The following is a 14184-nucleotide window of genomic DNA, read 5'->3' as shown; positions in this document are numbered from 1 at the left end:
TAGTGAAAGGTGTATCCGTATAAATTTTGGATATCTTGATTCTGGGCCGTGATAAGTTTTGCAAGCAATATGTATCAATGAAGAAGGTTGTATTTATCTTCTAGATGTAAAGGCTGTCAAGAGAATTTATAGAGTAGAAGTATGAGTTGTTGTGTTAATGATCTGCTCCTGTTAATGCCCTTGATGAATTTCTAGCTTGCAGAAGTATAGATATTTCGAGAGAGTGGGCTAATCGCTGGATCAGCCCAAAATCTAATTTTACTGCAAAATAGTGCTGCTATTATTGTCACCGGTTTGTGAAACTGTAGCAATTGATGAAGTGTTCAGTTGCATCGAATCCAGCAAGTTACTATTGCCATTCTGGGAGAAAAAAGCGTCGTTATCCTGTCCCATTTGTATTGAGTTAATCGTGTTTAACATACCATCTTGATTTATATCGGCTATCAATAAATCGCCGTCCTGATCTAAATCTATTGTATTTTGATTGCCAGTTTGCTCTGCATCCACAGTATTGGTTGATCCTGTCTGGAAACTAGAGATAAAATTTTGGTCTCCAATCTGGTGGAGATTTACATCACTGTCGTTACTAAAAAAATGAAAACCGGTTGCCTCATTGCTAGCGCCAAGCTGAACTAGCATGGCGGAATCATTGACGCTATTAACTTGCACAAAACTTCCAGTGTTTTGATTGCCCATCTGAGTTATATTAATAAAGCCATTGGTGGTTGCGTCCTGAATAAGTGCACCAACAATATTATCATTGCCTATTTGATTACTAATACCTTGGCTAAGTGTGCTATCGGTATGCACTGGGGAGGATAAATTGGCGTTGCCAGACTGAATCATTGTCACGCTACCAGAAGTACTTCCTCCACTAAAGATATTTCCAAGATTATCGTCACCAGTTTGAATGATTGTGCTACTCATAAATTGTGATGAGTCTGTCTGTGAGGCGCCGACTGAATTGAAGTTACCTGTTTGCTGAATAGCTATAGATGTATTTGCTGCACTATTAAAACTGGCTACGCTGGCCGAATTTTGAATGCCGTTTTGGGTCACTGTAATGCTATTATTTGCTCCTCCTGAATTTTGGACGACCGAGCTGAAATTATCGGTTCCTTGCTGAAATACAATGCTGGTATTAAAGCTTGAAGTGTTATTGATTATATTAGTGGAATTTAATATCCCAAACTGTGAGATAATATTGCCATTAAAGTTGTCATTAATTTGGCTTGTGACAACTTCGTTGTTGTCCCCTACCTGCGTGGCGTTAACAGTACCATTGGTACTATTATCTTGAGTACTGAGTGTATTGTTTAAGTTACCTTGCTGACTATGAATAATGACCCCATTAGCATTGCTGTTGATTTGTTCTGCTTCAGCGGTATTATTGTCTCCAATTTGAGTCTGGGAAATTAAATTGTTGCTGATTGTTGGATCGCTCTGGTCGCCAATGGCGGTATTGCCTGCACCAACCTGATTAACGATATATGTATTGTTGGCATAGGCGCTAATACAAATGCTGAAGAGGGTTGGGATTAATAGTATATTCTTCATGATAATTCCATATTTAGATCGATTTAGGTTGCTATCAAGTAGCCGTGTAAAAAGTATGCCTACTTGAATAACTACTGCAGATATGTCGCACTGTTGTTATCTCCCAGCTGGGTGACACTAATGGTATCGCTAAAGCCGGTCTGCGTTACCATTAGGAAATTGCTATTGCCATCTTGGGATAATGTAGCAATATCTGACGATCCACTTTGAGTCAGATCTATTTCGTTGAGATTGCCGCTCTGGTTAAGCGTGGCTGAAATACTGTCACCATCTTGGAGGGAATTAATCAGGTTGTCCTCACCATCTTGTGAGGCGTAAAGATCGGCGTTTAAGTTGGTTTGCTCCGCATTTATAGTGTTTAATTCACTCATTTGAATTATCTCAGCCGAGTGGTTGGAACCGGTCTGTGTCAATTCCGCATCATTGCCATTACCAATTTGGCTGATGGAGTAGTTATTATCAGATACAGATTGCAGGTTAACAAAAATGTCATTGTTATCACCTTGCTGTAGGTTGGAGCCGACACTGTTATTGGCATTGTCATCTGAGGAGCTAAAGGAATTGTCATTTCCATATTGCTCAACTGTAGTAAATTGATCAGAACTTTGGCTTCGTACGGTAAATCCTACATTAAAATTTCCCACTTGTGTTACTTGAACTGTAGTGTTTGAGCTGCCGTCATCATCTCCTCCTCCACCGCTATTATCGTCACCCATTTGAAAAACACTGATACTGCTATTGAAGCTATCCGTTTGACCCGATGTGCCGACGTTTCTATCGCCAATAGAAACTACATTCAGAAATGCCGAATCCATATTAGTCTGTCCCGATGAACCAATATTATCGGTGCCAATCATGGTAAATTGCATCGAGCTATTGGTAGAGTCTCTTTGCAGTGAACTGCCAACACTACTTGTGCCGCTAATAGTGTAAATCATTGAAGTATTAGAAGTATTTTCCTGTAAGGAACTACCTATATTGTCTGTTCCCGTAATGGTAAAACTCATTAAGGTACTCGTTGTATTTTCCTGAATAGAGCCACTACCATTATTGGTTCCCGTCATGGTATATATCATGGTGGTATTGGAAGTAGCTTCTTGTCTTGATCCGCCAAAATTATCAGTACCAATAAAGGTTTTCTGCATTACACTGTTGCTGGTTGATATTTGGTCCGTCCCTGCGTTGTTATTGTCACCTATCAAAGTAATGACGGCTGAAGAACTGCTGCTTCCATCTTGCTCACTATCTGCGGAATTGTTGTTGCCCTGCTGGGTTTGGGTAATGGTTCCATTGCTGGTGGCATTGAATTGTATTGCCTCGGCATCGTTATTGTCTCCAATCTGTGTCTGCGAGATTAGACTGTCAGTGGCACCAGTTTGGTCCCCCATGGCCATATTTCCGGTTCCCTCTTGATTGCCAATATAAGTATTGTCACCGTATGCAATACCGGAAATGGCTAACGCTAAGGCAGTGATTGCAAAGGCTGATGTTTTCATAAATGATTCCTTTCATTTAATGAGTTATGGATGGCGTTAAGAGCGGTAGATCTCTTGCTTCTATAAAGGTAATTAACGCATGAAACTTCTGTAGCCCAGTTAAATTTTAATGAGCGCTAGGTAAGAAGTTTAAAGGCCCAAAATAGTGAGGGAAGTATTGAGAATGCTTGCTTGCACTGATCCCAAGCCATTTTTTGGCATTAATGCTTGGAGATGCCGAGGCCATGTTCATTTTTGCTTCGGTTAAAGTAAAATATTTATTCCTGTTTTTTTACCTGTATTGGGTGATTTTACTATTCATTTAATTTGCTCCTGTTTGGTTTGTCGGTTGATCAACCTATGGTGAAGTGATGACTGATCCCTACTTACGGTATCGCTTTTAGTATTGTTAATAAATAAGATAATTGGTATGAGATAAAAGCACTGAGATACTAGTAAAAAAGTCTGATTTATATAGTAATTTCATTGCAGATTTATATTTATGTTTGGTAGTGGATAGAATATGGATGGTAAGAAGAAGCCCATATATGAGTATATGGGCTTCCATTAACTAGTTATTGTGTAAAAGTGGCACTATTGTTGTCACCCAACTGGGTAACATTGATGCTATCGCTAAATCCGGTTTGGGTAACACTTAGAAAGTTGTTGTTACCGTCCTGAGATAGAGTGGCAGTGTCCTGTTGTCCACTTTGGGTGAGATCTATTTCATTCAGGGTGCCTGCCTGACTTAGTGTTGCCATTTCACTGTCCCCATCCTGCAGTGAATTGATCAGGTTGTCCTCACCGTTTTGTAGAGCGTACAGATCGTTATCAAAGCTTTGTTGATCTGCATTTATCTCATTTAAATCACTCATCTGAATGATCTCAGCAGTGTGACTTGATCCAGACTGGGTAAGAAATACCATATTTCCATCACCGATCTGTGATATGTAATAGGCGTTATCAGATACCGTCTGTAATAGGGCAAGACTAGTATTGCCATTTCCTTGCTGTAGGACCGTTCCGATACTATTGCTTGAGTCAATGGTTGCATTATCAAATAGGTTACCGTCTCCAAACTGCTCATACGTAGTGCTTTGACTAAAGCTATTAAAACGACCAAGTCCACCTATATTTGAGCTCCCAATTTGAGTAATTGTGGCTGTATTATTCGCACTGCCAATCTGCTCTCCAGCGGCCGCAAGATTACTATCCCCGGTTTGAAAGATCATTATCGTAGTGCTTGAGCTGACATTCTGGGTGGTGCTAACAAGATTATCGTCACCATAACTTTCAGCTACTAAAGTTGCGGAATCGGAGTCTTGTTGTACAGAGGAGCCAAGATTATCGTCACCTACAAAGGTAAAGCTCATTGAACTGTTGGAAACATTATTCTGAACTGAAAAGCCAAGATTGTCATTGCCTTCCATGATGTATATTAATGAGGTATCAGAAGTGGCATCCTGTGAGCCGCCTCCAGAATTATTATTCCCTGTTACATCCAATTGCATGAAGGAATTGCTGGTTGATGTTTGCGTGGGATCCATATCATTGCCGTCACCAAAGATAATGACCTCAATGATGGAGTCAGTGGTGGCATCTTGAGTGGCATCTGAAGTGTTATTATCCCCTTCTTGAAATTGAATAATAGTGCCGTTGGTATTGCCATTAGACTGGATGGCCTCAACATCATTATTATCCCCAATTTGAGTCTGTTCGATGAGGTTGTTAAATATAGAGGGATCACTTTGATCCCCTGAGGCTGTATTTCCCGTACCTTCTTGATAGAGAATATATTCATTGTCATCTGCATGAACCAGGCCACTTATGGCAAGGGATAGAGCGGTAACGGCTATAGGTAAGATCTTCACAAGTAACTCCTTTACTTCAACTCGCTATGGCGCTTTGACTGCGTCCACAGTACTTCCTGTACAACACAGGTGAAATCCATATCCAATCCCGTGTAATCGAACGTCGACCTACCATCCGTCGGGCATTGGAGGTTATTTGATCGGCCCTAAATGGTGAGAGAAGTAGTGAGACTGCTGACTTGCACTGGCTCCAAGCCATCGGCATTAATACCTGGCTATGCCGGGGCGGTGATCATTGGCGGCTTTATCTAAAAGGCTCAATGATTCCAAATTCTGGTGGGCATAAGTGCTCACCGTTTGTCATAGATATTTCTCCTCTGTAATCCGTTTGATTGGGCTCTCCAAAAGTCGAAATCCAGCTCGTTTCAGATATTGGAGCCTTGGAAAAAATTATTGACCATGAGACTCCTCAGGGGAATGAGATAAAAGCACTGAGATACTGGGACTAAAATCGGAAAATATCTGATATTTTCAGTGTGTTAGGATGTGGCTGCTGGGAGGAGGGTTGGATGATAGATTCTGGGAGATAGCTGTCTGAACATACCAATTTCTAGAGATAGGCACATGGCTTTACTGCAGAGAAATCGCGGTATTATTACCAAATTAAGTAGTGGTGATGCTATCGTTCATTCCTGCCTGCGTGGGCATTATTTAATTGTTGTTGCCGTTAAATTGTGTTGCTTCAACGTTATTATTGTCACCAATCTGAGCTTGATTTATTAAGTTGTTAGTGGTTGTTTGTTCAATTTGATATTCAGTAGCAGTGTTGCCAGTTCTTACTTGGTTGATGAGTAAGTACTGTTCGCCAGGGCCTGATGGCCATGATTGATCGAGAGAATGGTAATGGCTAAAGATAGCACCTTGATGGGAAAATCCTGTCAGTCTTTGATTTTTGATTTATAAGAATTGGAGAAGGGGCCCCGCTCAAGCCTGTCGATCAATCCTGATTGATCATCGGCTGATAGCTTTAAATACTTCTGCTACCGGATACTGCTTTTTGGGTTGATCGATCTGCTTAACATGGAATGAGGATTAGTGAGACTGCGGACTTACACTGACATCAAGCCATTGTTGTTGGCATTAATGCTTGTCTATGCCTGAGCTGGGACCTAATCAGAGTATTGCGGAAGAAAGTCATTCTGGATATAGGAGAAAAGCACCGAGATTCTAGTAATAAAGTTTATGAGAACCCCATTGGTTCTAGGCTGTTACTTGGTGTTGCCTGATAATTTGCGCTGCAGTTGGTCCTTCATTGGTCCAAGCTTATATATCCATTGCATAACTTGCAAAGTGTGAAGTTTGGCATTCATGGCAGCCTCAAAGACCCCGCTATCGCGATCACAGATTATTGGCTTAACAGCATTGTCGTTGGCAGTCTTTTTGGTGGCCAATGATTTTACGGCCTTCTCCGTCGCTATCCCTGCAATGGAAAAACACTTTAACGCAGATATCTCCACTCTTCAGTGGGTGATTAACGGTTATGCATTGGTGTTCGGGATTTTTATAGTTACTGGCGGGCGCTTGGCGGATATGTTTGGTCGGCGCCGGCTATTTTTTGTTGGAACCTCAATCTTCGTCTTTTTCTCAGTTTTGGGTGGTCTGGCCGTCAATGAATGGATGCTGCTGGGAAGCCGGGCATTAATGGGTGTTGGTGGTGCTCTGATGTGGCCCGCTGTGCTCGGCATGACCTATCAGATCATGCCTGATGACCGCGCCGGTCAGGCAGGCGGTTTGATAATGACGGTGTGTGGCTTTGCGAACTCTGTAGGGCCACTGTTGGGTGGTTTCTTTACAGATTTTCTTAGCTGGCGCTGGATTTTTTTTATTAACTTACCCATCGCTTTGGCGGCAATGTTGGTGGGCTGGAAAGTAATTGAGGATGATAAGCCCGATGAGAGCAATGAAAAGGTTGACTATTGGGGGATGGCCTCATTATCAATTAGCCTTTTGGCTTTAATGTTATCTCTGGATTTTGTTATCGATGTAGGATTTAGAAGTCCTTTAGTGATTGGACTTTTAGTAACATCGGTGATTTTCTTTTTGGTATTTGCCTGGGTTGAGCCTCATACTCGCTCTGACCCACTTATTCCCCCGGATGTAGCTACTAATTGGCGCTTTTTTTCTATCTGTCTGGTGACTTTGCTTCTATCGGTCACTTTTGTATCTATGTTGCTTTATATTCCTCAATTTTTAATTAAGGAGTTGAGCTATTCTGCAGTTTGGTCTGGTGCGGGTTTATTGCCGGTGATGATTACCTATGCGGTAGTCTCATATATAGCAGGGTGGTTATATGAATTTTTGGGGGCTCGCCTAATTTTAGCGGGAGCGGCACTCTTTTTAGGTTTGGGAATGTTTTTACTTTCTGGCCTAGTGGTTCGCGATCACTATCTGCACTTGGTACCGGGAATGCTCACTCTCGGTATAGGATTAGGCTTATATTTTCCTACGATAACGACTACTGCGGTTACGGTATTGGGGCCTGCCAGGGCAAGCTTGGCGGCGGCCTTAATTTATATGTTCCAAATTATCGGCGGTGCTATTGGTCTGGCGATGAATACAACGGTTGTTGCGATGGCTCCGGAATTATCTGAAGGTATTGATCGGGCATTTACTGTTAATGCGTGTTTGGCTGCTGCAGCACTGATTGTAAGTTTGCTGTTTGTGAAAGGGGATGTTTCCCAGAAAGAAAAAATCTGAGCAATTAATAATATGGTTTTTCTTAGCCTCTTTCTCTACTGTATGTATATCGCAGAATTGTTACTGCCAATCTGTGAAATGGAGATAGTAGCACCAAAACTCAATTGAATTACCCTGAGAAAGTTGTCTGTACCTAGTTGTAGTAGCTCTGCACTATTAAAGCTGCCGGTTTGAGTGAGATTGATAGTGTTTAGCTCACCCAGTTGAATGATATCCGCATCATCAATATAACCAGACTGCGTTGAACTTACTTGATTCTGTAGGCCTTGTTGCAGCAACTGTAGTCTTGCACTAAAGCCATCTTGAATGGCTATTAATGTATTTTGATCAAATTCCTGGTCTATAGCTGCCTCAGAGGCTGATCCACTTTGACTAATATCAGCACTATTATCCGATCCACTTTGTGTGACAACACTACTGGCCCCTTCAATAGCGAGTTGTATTGACGTGGCGCTATTACTTGTTCCTGTTTGTGTTATCTCGGAAAAATTATTGATGTTTATCTGGTTGATTGTGGACCCGTTGTTTGCTCCACTTTGAGATGTAAAGGCCTGGTTGTTTTGAGCAAGATTAACAATTATAGAAGCGCGATTACTCTGTCCTTGCTGGATGGAACTGTTAAATCCCTGAATAGAGTTGCTTGTTTGGATGCTAGTAGCACTGGAATCTGTAAGTTGTACTATTGAGTTGGTATTAAAGGCGCCGTTAGTATTTGTTATCCGGGCAGTGTTGTTATTGCCAAATTGTTGAATTTGATTATTGGTTCCCAGAGACTGTATCAGGATAATTCTAGTATCAATATTCTGGCTTCCACTTTGGATAATACTGGCAGAGTTTGCTATGCCACTTTCTTTATCGATAATCTCAGCTCTATTAAAATTACCTAACTGGCTAATAGAGACATCACTAAGAGCAACATCATCTTGGATAGATTCCGAAAAATTTAGGGTTCCTATCTGCGAGATGTTAGCAGTTGTACCAGTGGAAAGGTTTTGTATGCTCGTAATTTGATTTAGGGATTGTTCCTGACTGATGCTTATAGTGCTAAACAGTGTACTTGTCTGTGAGGTTTCGGCCTTGTTGAGAACATTAAGCTGGGAGACTGATGTCGTGCTACCCAGGCTGCTGGATTGGACTGACATTAGCTCGTTTGATACGCCTCTCTGCAACTGGATAATAGATCCTTCAGTATTGCCGTTGGATTGCTGAGCCACCACATTATTAAATTCACCATCTTGTGTTTGCATGATGAGATTGTTAATGATGGTTGGGTCGCTTTGGTCCCCTATAGCCAGATTGCCAATACCCTGTTGTGACAGGATATAAGTGTTGGTTGCGAGGGCCTGGCAGCAGAATAGTAAGGTTGATGCCGCGATAAGATAGCCTGGTATGAGCATAATTCCTCCACTGCACAGGCTGGCGTAAATCTTTAACTTAGGCTGTATCTTGCCGGCACTGGGCACCGTGTAATGATTGCCATATAAAATTATGGTGAAAATATAATGGTTTGTATATGAGAGATAATTACTGAATTACTAGGGAAATAGGTTCAAGCTTTATTCCTGGTTGAGTGTTTGTTTATTGGTGGCTCCGTGTATGTTTCTGTAAATGGAAGTGCTTCCCAATTTGAGTAAACTTGTGAGATACTTCAAGTCCACTTCACCTTTGCTCAGTTTTTCCTGAAAATAGAAATAACCCTATAAAACGTGTGGTTTTTTTCAGGCTATCTACACAGAAAAAGATTCTTCACCCCAGTTAGAATAATTCACAGACTACTCATTTTTTTGTTAACTATTTTTGTTAATTGAGTGAGAATAGGGCTCTTTCCCAATCCCTGGAAATGGAATCTCGGGCGATATCCCGCACTGATGCGGATGACTGAAAAGTCGGCGCTTTTGCCTAGGTTGCGGCGCCGCCGGACAGATAAACCCCTGTGTCCTGCTTTTTTTAGGACGCCTTTGATTCTCCAAGCAAAGCAGGCCTGTCGGGGTGGTCTTGTACTGCGAATTATTTGTGTAGGGAGCCTGGTGTTCCCGTAGTTGGTAAGGAGAATGGATTTTGATACCTATCGTTGACCGCGCGCGCGCGGAGTCTATTGCACCTATTTGGCGTATGCCGTTTCGCCCTTTTTTCTGGGGAGCTGCTCTGTGGAGTATGGTTGCCCTGGTTATCTGGCAGGGGCAGTTATTCGGTTGGCAGATGCCGGCTTTTCGAATGGGGGTAGTCTGGCACTCCCATGAGATGCTGTTTGGGTTCGCGGCTACCGTTGTTGTGGGTTTTCTCGGCACGGCCATGCAAACCTGGACTGGTATCCCCTCGCCAAAGGGAACCCAACTTATTGCTTTGGTCGGCCTGTGGCTCTTGGCCCGTTTGGGTTACCTGTTGGTGGCGGTCCCTATTTGGATGCCGGTGATTGCTGAAGTCTCCTTTTTCCTGTTCTCAGCGTTTTTGCTCGGAGCCAGGGTGTTGCGAACCAAGCAGTGGCGAAATATGTTTGTATTGCCTGCGATGCTGATGTTTGCTGCATTGTCCGCTAGCCACTGGTTGCTGCCAGGGGCACAGAGCCGAATCGCCTTGCTGGCTTTGCTGTTGGTGACGGCGATTATTCTGATAATCGGCGGGCGGGTTATACCCTTCTTTACGGCGCGCCGCTTTCACTTGAGCCCAAGAGATAAGATACCGGCTGTAGAGTGGGGTACCCATATTGCTGCGGTGGGCTTGTTGCTATCGGTGGCTGTTGGTTTGCCGCAAATGGTTTGGGCCTTTTTTGCGGTCTCTCTGGGTATTTTGCAGGTGATCCGGGTGGTGCGCTGGCACCCTACAAAAATATGGGCAGAACCGATGGTTTGGTCTCTGCATGTGAGCTACTGGTTGGTTATTTTGGGGTGTTTTCTCGCGGCTCTGGCCTGGAGCCAAATTGCCCCTTCCTGGCAGAGTCCCGCCTTGCACGCATTTGCCGTTGGCGGTATCGGCGGATTGATCTTGTCTATGACCAGTCGCGTCAGTCTCGGCCACACAGGTCGGATATTGAAGGCGCCGCGCTTGATGCCCCTGGCTTTTATGGCCCTGGCGTTATCTGCTCTCGCACGTGTGTTTTGGGCACCCGCCCCGAGTGGTTTGCTCGCAGCAATTATTGCCTGGGTAGTCGGTTACACGCTTTTCTTACTGTATTACACCCCGGTGCTTTTCCAGCCGCGCGTTGACGGTCATCGCGGCTAATTCTCTCTATGTGATCTTCAGTTGCTGCGAGAAACCTTATCATCGCAGCAACTGTGGTCGAGTAAAGCCATCATTAACTGGTCTATTCAGAGTCCGCACTAGCTACCTGGGGTAGTTTGTCTACTTTAGGTACTGTTTCCAGTTCCCGGTCCCACTCGGCTTTACTGGCCATAAAGATATGGGCATTAGGCCTTACATCTATTGGGCGATCCAGACTGCCAGCGGGAACCGCTAAGAGGCCAATTTCAGGATCTTCTCGTGGCACTGCGGAACCGCATTGATTGCAAAAGCTTTTGCTGTGCCTCGTCCCTGCCAGCTTAAAGGTTTTGACTTGTTCTGCACCGGATAGCCATTCAAGTTTCGCTGATGCGAAGAATAGGTTTGCTGCATGGGCTGAACCGGTATCTTTGCGGCAGTAACTACAGTGGCAGAGAAAGAAGCCGCCAAAGTCACCTTCAATTTCGAAGTTAATAGTGCCACATAGGCACGATCCTTTTTGTTCCATTGCTTAATGCTCCTCTGTTTAGCTGTACTTATCGTAATTAGGGGAAACTGTGATTTATTTTGGAAATCCCGGCGTTGGGGTATCAAACCCGTATGGTCCCGCTCAAATAGGGTACTGCTTTGCCTGAGATAATGACCCTGTCCCCGGCGATGGTGCAATTCAGCAGGCCGCCGCGCTTAGAGGCTTGATAGGCGATCAGCTCTTTCTTATCCAGAATTTGTGACCAGTAAGGGGCGAGCCCTGTGTGAATAGAACCGGTCACCGGATCTTCGGCACCACCATTGGATGGCCAGAAGTATCGGGAGATAAAATCGTACTTATCGGATTTTGCCGTAACGACCACATCGTAGGGGGCGAGCTTTCGCAGGCTGCTCGCATCCTGCTGCACATCCAAAACGTCTCGCTCACTATCGTAGATGGCAAAGTAAGCTTGGTTGTTAAGTAACACCTGGCTTGGTGTTATTGAAAGCCCCTCCAGTAATTCCGGCGGTATGCGATCTATGGGTTGTGGCTCCCTTCGTGGGAAGTCCATGGAAATAATTCCATTTTCCCCTCGGCTTATTGTCATTTTGCCCACAGCGGCAGCATGGAGCTGGAGTTGCTCACATTGAGGGTTTTGAGAAAAAAGAACATGGGCTGACGCCAGGGTGGCATGACCACAAAAATCAATTTCCGTTAACGGTGAAAACCAGCGAATTCCATAACTGGTATCTGGGCGTTTTACCAGGAACGCGGTTTCGGAAAGGTTATTTTCTGCAGCGATGGACTGCATTAAATTTTCATCCAGCCAATTCTCAGTAACAACAACTCCGGCTGAGTTTCCGTGAAAGACTTTGTCGGTAAAGGCGTTAATGAAATGAATTTCAAGTTCCATATTTGAACTCCATGGTGCTCCAGTTTTTTCAGAAGCGCTGGTGGCGGGCGTGATATTTTATACCCCTAAAGTTCACCAATTTATACCTCTGTAGAGCGGCTTGGGATTGGCTTTAACCTGATCTGGATCAGTTTATCCCGGATGTGAGTCACTAGAGTGACTTGTATTTGTTGCGTGCAGATCAGGGGTGTGAAAATGACGGAGTCCGATGTAGCTATCGTAGGTGCTGGACCGGCGGGACTTTCCTTGGCGGTGATGCTCGCCCGCAAAGGGTGTCAGGTGGCAATTATTGAGCGCCAGGATAAGTCGGCGCTGTCCGCTCCCGTTGACGATGGCCGCGAGATTGCCCTGACACACAAATCCTACAAGCTGCTGCAAGAACTGGGGGCTTGGCAGAGATTATCCCCGGAAGAGATTAGTCCGCTAAATGCTGCCGAAGTAGTCGACGGCAATTCCCCTTCGACACTCCACTTTAGCCCGGGAGAGAGGGGGCCTCTGGGTTTTATTGTCTCCAACTCTGCAATCCGGCGAATCTTATATGAGGCAGTTTTGGAGACTGAGAATATAACGCTGCTCGATAACTCGACCGTTACCGGGATGACATTGAGTGGCGCTATGCGTCATCTTGAGTTGGCAGAGGGGGAGGGCGTGCGCGCTTCCCTGGTGGTTGCAGCCGACAGCCGTTTTTCTGAAGTGCGACGCATGGCGGGAATTGGCGCCGATATGCGCGACTTTGGCCGAGTGGCGATTGTCGGCCCTGTACGCACCGAATTACCCCACGATGGTATTGCCCGGGAGTGTTTCCGCTACGGCTCGACACTGGCGCTGTTGCCTTTGCCCAGGGCAAATATTTCATCGGCCGTGGTTACTGTTCCCGCCAGTCTCTCTGCCCAGATTATGGCGATGGGTAATGAAGAGTTTGCCGGGCACGTATCCCGCGAAAGCGCGTCCCAGCTCGGCGGTGTCGAAGCTTTTGGTGAGCGCCACTGTTATCCATTGGTTGCGGTTTATGCACATCATTTTTTCACTGAGCGCTTTGCCTTGGTGGGAGATGCCGCTGTGGGGATGCATCCAGTGACCGCGCATGGATTTAATTTGGGCTTGGCCGGTGCGGATACTTTGGCCCGTCAACTGGATAGTGTTAGCCGTCTATATAACCCGGCCAAGCTGACTCGGGCCCTGGCCCGTTACCAGATGCTGCACCGGGTTGAATCCAAGCCGATTTACTCTGGAACTAATAGGGTGGTGGATTTGTTTACTGACGATCGCCTGCCGGCCAAGTTGCTGCGCAAAATGGTGTTGCGAGTCAGTGATCGCTTTCCCCCAATTCGAAAAGCAATAGTGCACCAGTTAACTCGCTAGCTTATCCAGAGGCTTGTTAAGAGAGTTTTGCTCTTCGTTCTTTTTATAAAAAGTACTTGTGCAAGAAAGAAGACGGTATATGAAGGTGGCCTGCTTGCGGGATTTTCTTCCTTTTCTATACTGATTTGCGAGATGGTAGAGACGGCTTTAACCCCCCGGTGAAAACAAATGCCAATTACGGCTTGACTCACCGGGTCAGCACCAATAGAATGCGCAGCCTCTTGAGTGGTTGGGCTGGTCCCGCCGCAGGGAAACAAAGATCAACCAGGCTTTGTTTCTTGGAGTTGTTGCGGGGTGGAGCAGCCTGGTAGCTCGTCGGGCTCATAACCCGAAGGTCGTAGGTTCAAATCCTGCCCCCGCTACCAATTTTACCTTCGGGTAAAATATTTGATTGCGCATTTGTTGTTGCGGGGTGGAGCAGCCTGGTAGCTCGTCGGGCTCATAACCCGAAGGTCGTAGGTTCAAATCCTGCCCCCGCTACCAACTTTCCTTAGGGAAGCTTTGATTGCGCTTTCGTTGTTGCGGGGTGGAGCAGCCTGGTAGCTCGTCGGGCTCATAACCCGAAGGTCGTAGGTTCAAATCCTGCCCCCGCTACCAAATTTTGCATTCGTGCACACTGACTGC

Annotated in this window: 9 protein-coding genes and 3 tRNA genes; 6 read left to right on the top strand and 6 right to left on the bottom strand. The window is 45.1% G+C overall.

The genetic code is table 11. The features are described from left to right. Positions 1-258 precede the first annotated feature (258 nt). From ACJJI8_RS01900 to ACJJI8_RS01890, 3 genes are all read right to left on the bottom strand, one after another. A complete protein-coding gene (locus ACJJI8_RS01900) occupies positions 259-1557 on the bottom strand; it encodes a hypothetical protein (protein ID WP_444896190.1) in 1299 nt (432 codons plus the stop codon). 71 nt (positions 1558-1628) lie between these two features. Next, positions 1629-3053 (bottom strand): hypothetical protein, encoded by a 1425-nt coding sequence (locus ACJJI8_RS01895; RefSeq protein WP_444934081.1) that lies wholly within the window; start codon positions 3051-3053, stop codon positions 1629-1631. Between the two features lie 554 nt (positions 3054-3607). Beyond that, on the bottom strand, positions 3608-4903 hold the full coding sequence (locus ACJJI8_RS01890; RefSeq protein ID WP_444934080.1) for a hypothetical protein: 1296 nt from the start codon (positions 4901-4903) through the stop codon (positions 3608-3610). Between the two features lie 1308 nt (positions 4904-6211). Here ACJJI8_RS01890 and ACJJI8_RS01885 point away from each other — a divergent pair. Beyond that, complete coding sequence (locus ACJJI8_RS01885; RefSeq protein WP_444934079.1) at positions 6212-7600, top strand: MFS transporter; 1389 nt, start codon at positions 6212-6214, stop codon at positions 7598-7600. A gap of 35 nt (positions 7601-7635) precedes the next feature. On the opposite strand, the gene ACJJI8_RS01880 is transcribed toward ACJJI8_RS01885, so the two are convergent. Beyond that, entirely contained in the window at positions 7636-8847 is a 1212-nt protein-coding gene (locus ACJJI8_RS01880) for a hypothetical protein (protein ID WP_444934078.1), read from the bottom strand. 811 nt (positions 8848-9658) lie between these two features. On the opposite strand from ACJJI8_RS01880, the gene ACJJI8_RS01875 reads away from it, so the two are divergent. Continuing rightward, entirely contained in the window at positions 9659-10819 is a 1161-nt protein-coding gene (locus ACJJI8_RS01875) for an NnrS family protein (RefSeq protein ID WP_444934077.1), read from the top strand. 82 nt (positions 10820-10901) lie between these two features. On the opposite strand, the gene ACJJI8_RS01870 is transcribed toward ACJJI8_RS01875, so the two are convergent. Next, complete coding sequence (locus ACJJI8_RS01870; protein ID WP_444896197.1) at positions 10902-11324, bottom strand: GFA family protein; 423 nt, start codon at positions 11322-11324, stop codon at positions 10902-10904. An 82-nt stretch (positions 11325-11406) separates the two neighbouring features. Further along, entirely contained in the window at positions 11407-12198 is a 792-nt protein-coding gene (locus ACJJI8_RS01865; protein WP_444934076.1) for a PhzF family protein, read from the bottom strand. 195 nt (positions 12199-12393) lie between these two features. Between ACJJI8_RS01865 and ubiM the strand changes: the two genes are divergently transcribed. The 4 genes from ubiM to ACJJI8_RS01845 all read left to right on the top strand — a co-directional run bounded on the left by ubiM (position 12394) and on the right by ACJJI8_RS01845 (position 14157). Then, on the top strand, positions 12394-13560 hold the full coding sequence (gene ubiM / locus ACJJI8_RS01860) for a 5-demethoxyubiquinol-8 5-hydroxylase UbiM (protein WP_444934075.1): 1167 nt from the start codon (positions 12394-12396) through the stop codon (positions 13558-13560). A 288-nt stretch (positions 13561-13848) separates the two neighbouring features. Then, a tRNA-Met gene (locus ACJJI8_RS01855) sits at positions 13849-13925 on the top strand. A 41-nt stretch (positions 13926-13966) separates the two neighbouring features. Continuing rightward, positions 13967-14043, top strand: a tRNA-Met gene (locus ACJJI8_RS01850). Positions 14044-14080: 37 nt separating this feature from the next. Further along, a tRNA-Met gene (locus ACJJI8_RS01845) sits at positions 14081-14157 on the top strand. Positions 14158-14184: the final 27 nt, after the last annotated feature.

Source organism: Microbulbifer maximicatervae (SeqCode) (assembly GCF_052467695.1).
The sequence above is the reverse complement of the archived record's forward strand: the minus strand, read 5'-3'. Positions and strand labels throughout refer to the sequence as shown.

What these genes read in the sequence shown, in the direction of transcription:
- ACJJI8_RS01900 (WP_444896190.1), bottom strand. Translation starts at nt 1,557, where the DNA reads ATGAAGAATATACTATTAATCCCAACCCTCTTCAGCATTTGTATTAGC.
- ACJJI8_RS01895 (WP_444934081.1), bottom strand. Translation starts at nt 3,053, where the DNA reads ATGAAAACATCAGCCTTTGCAATCACTGCCTTAGCGTTAGCCATTTCC.
- ACJJI8_RS01885 (WP_444934079.1), top strand. Translation starts at nt 6,212, where the DNA reads ATGGCAGCCTCAAAGACCCCGCTATCGCGATCACAGATTATTGGCTTA.
- ACJJI8_RS01880 (WP_444934078.1), bottom strand. Translation starts at nt 8,847, where the DNA reads ATGCAAACACAAGATGGTGAATTTAATAATGTGGTGGCTCAGCAATCC.
- ACJJI8_RS01870 (WP_444896197.1), bottom strand. Translation starts at nt 11,324, where the DNA reads ATGGAACAAAAAGGATCGTGCCTATGTGGCACTATTAACTTCGAAATT.
- ACJJI8_RS01865 (WP_444934076.1), bottom strand. Translation starts at nt 12,198, where the DNA reads ATGGAACTTGAAATTCATTTCATTAACGCCTTTACCGACAAAGTCTTT.
- ubiM (WP_444934075.1), top strand. Translation starts at nt 12,394, where the DNA reads ATGACGGAGTCCGATGTAGCTATCGTAGGTGCTGGACCGGCGGGACTT.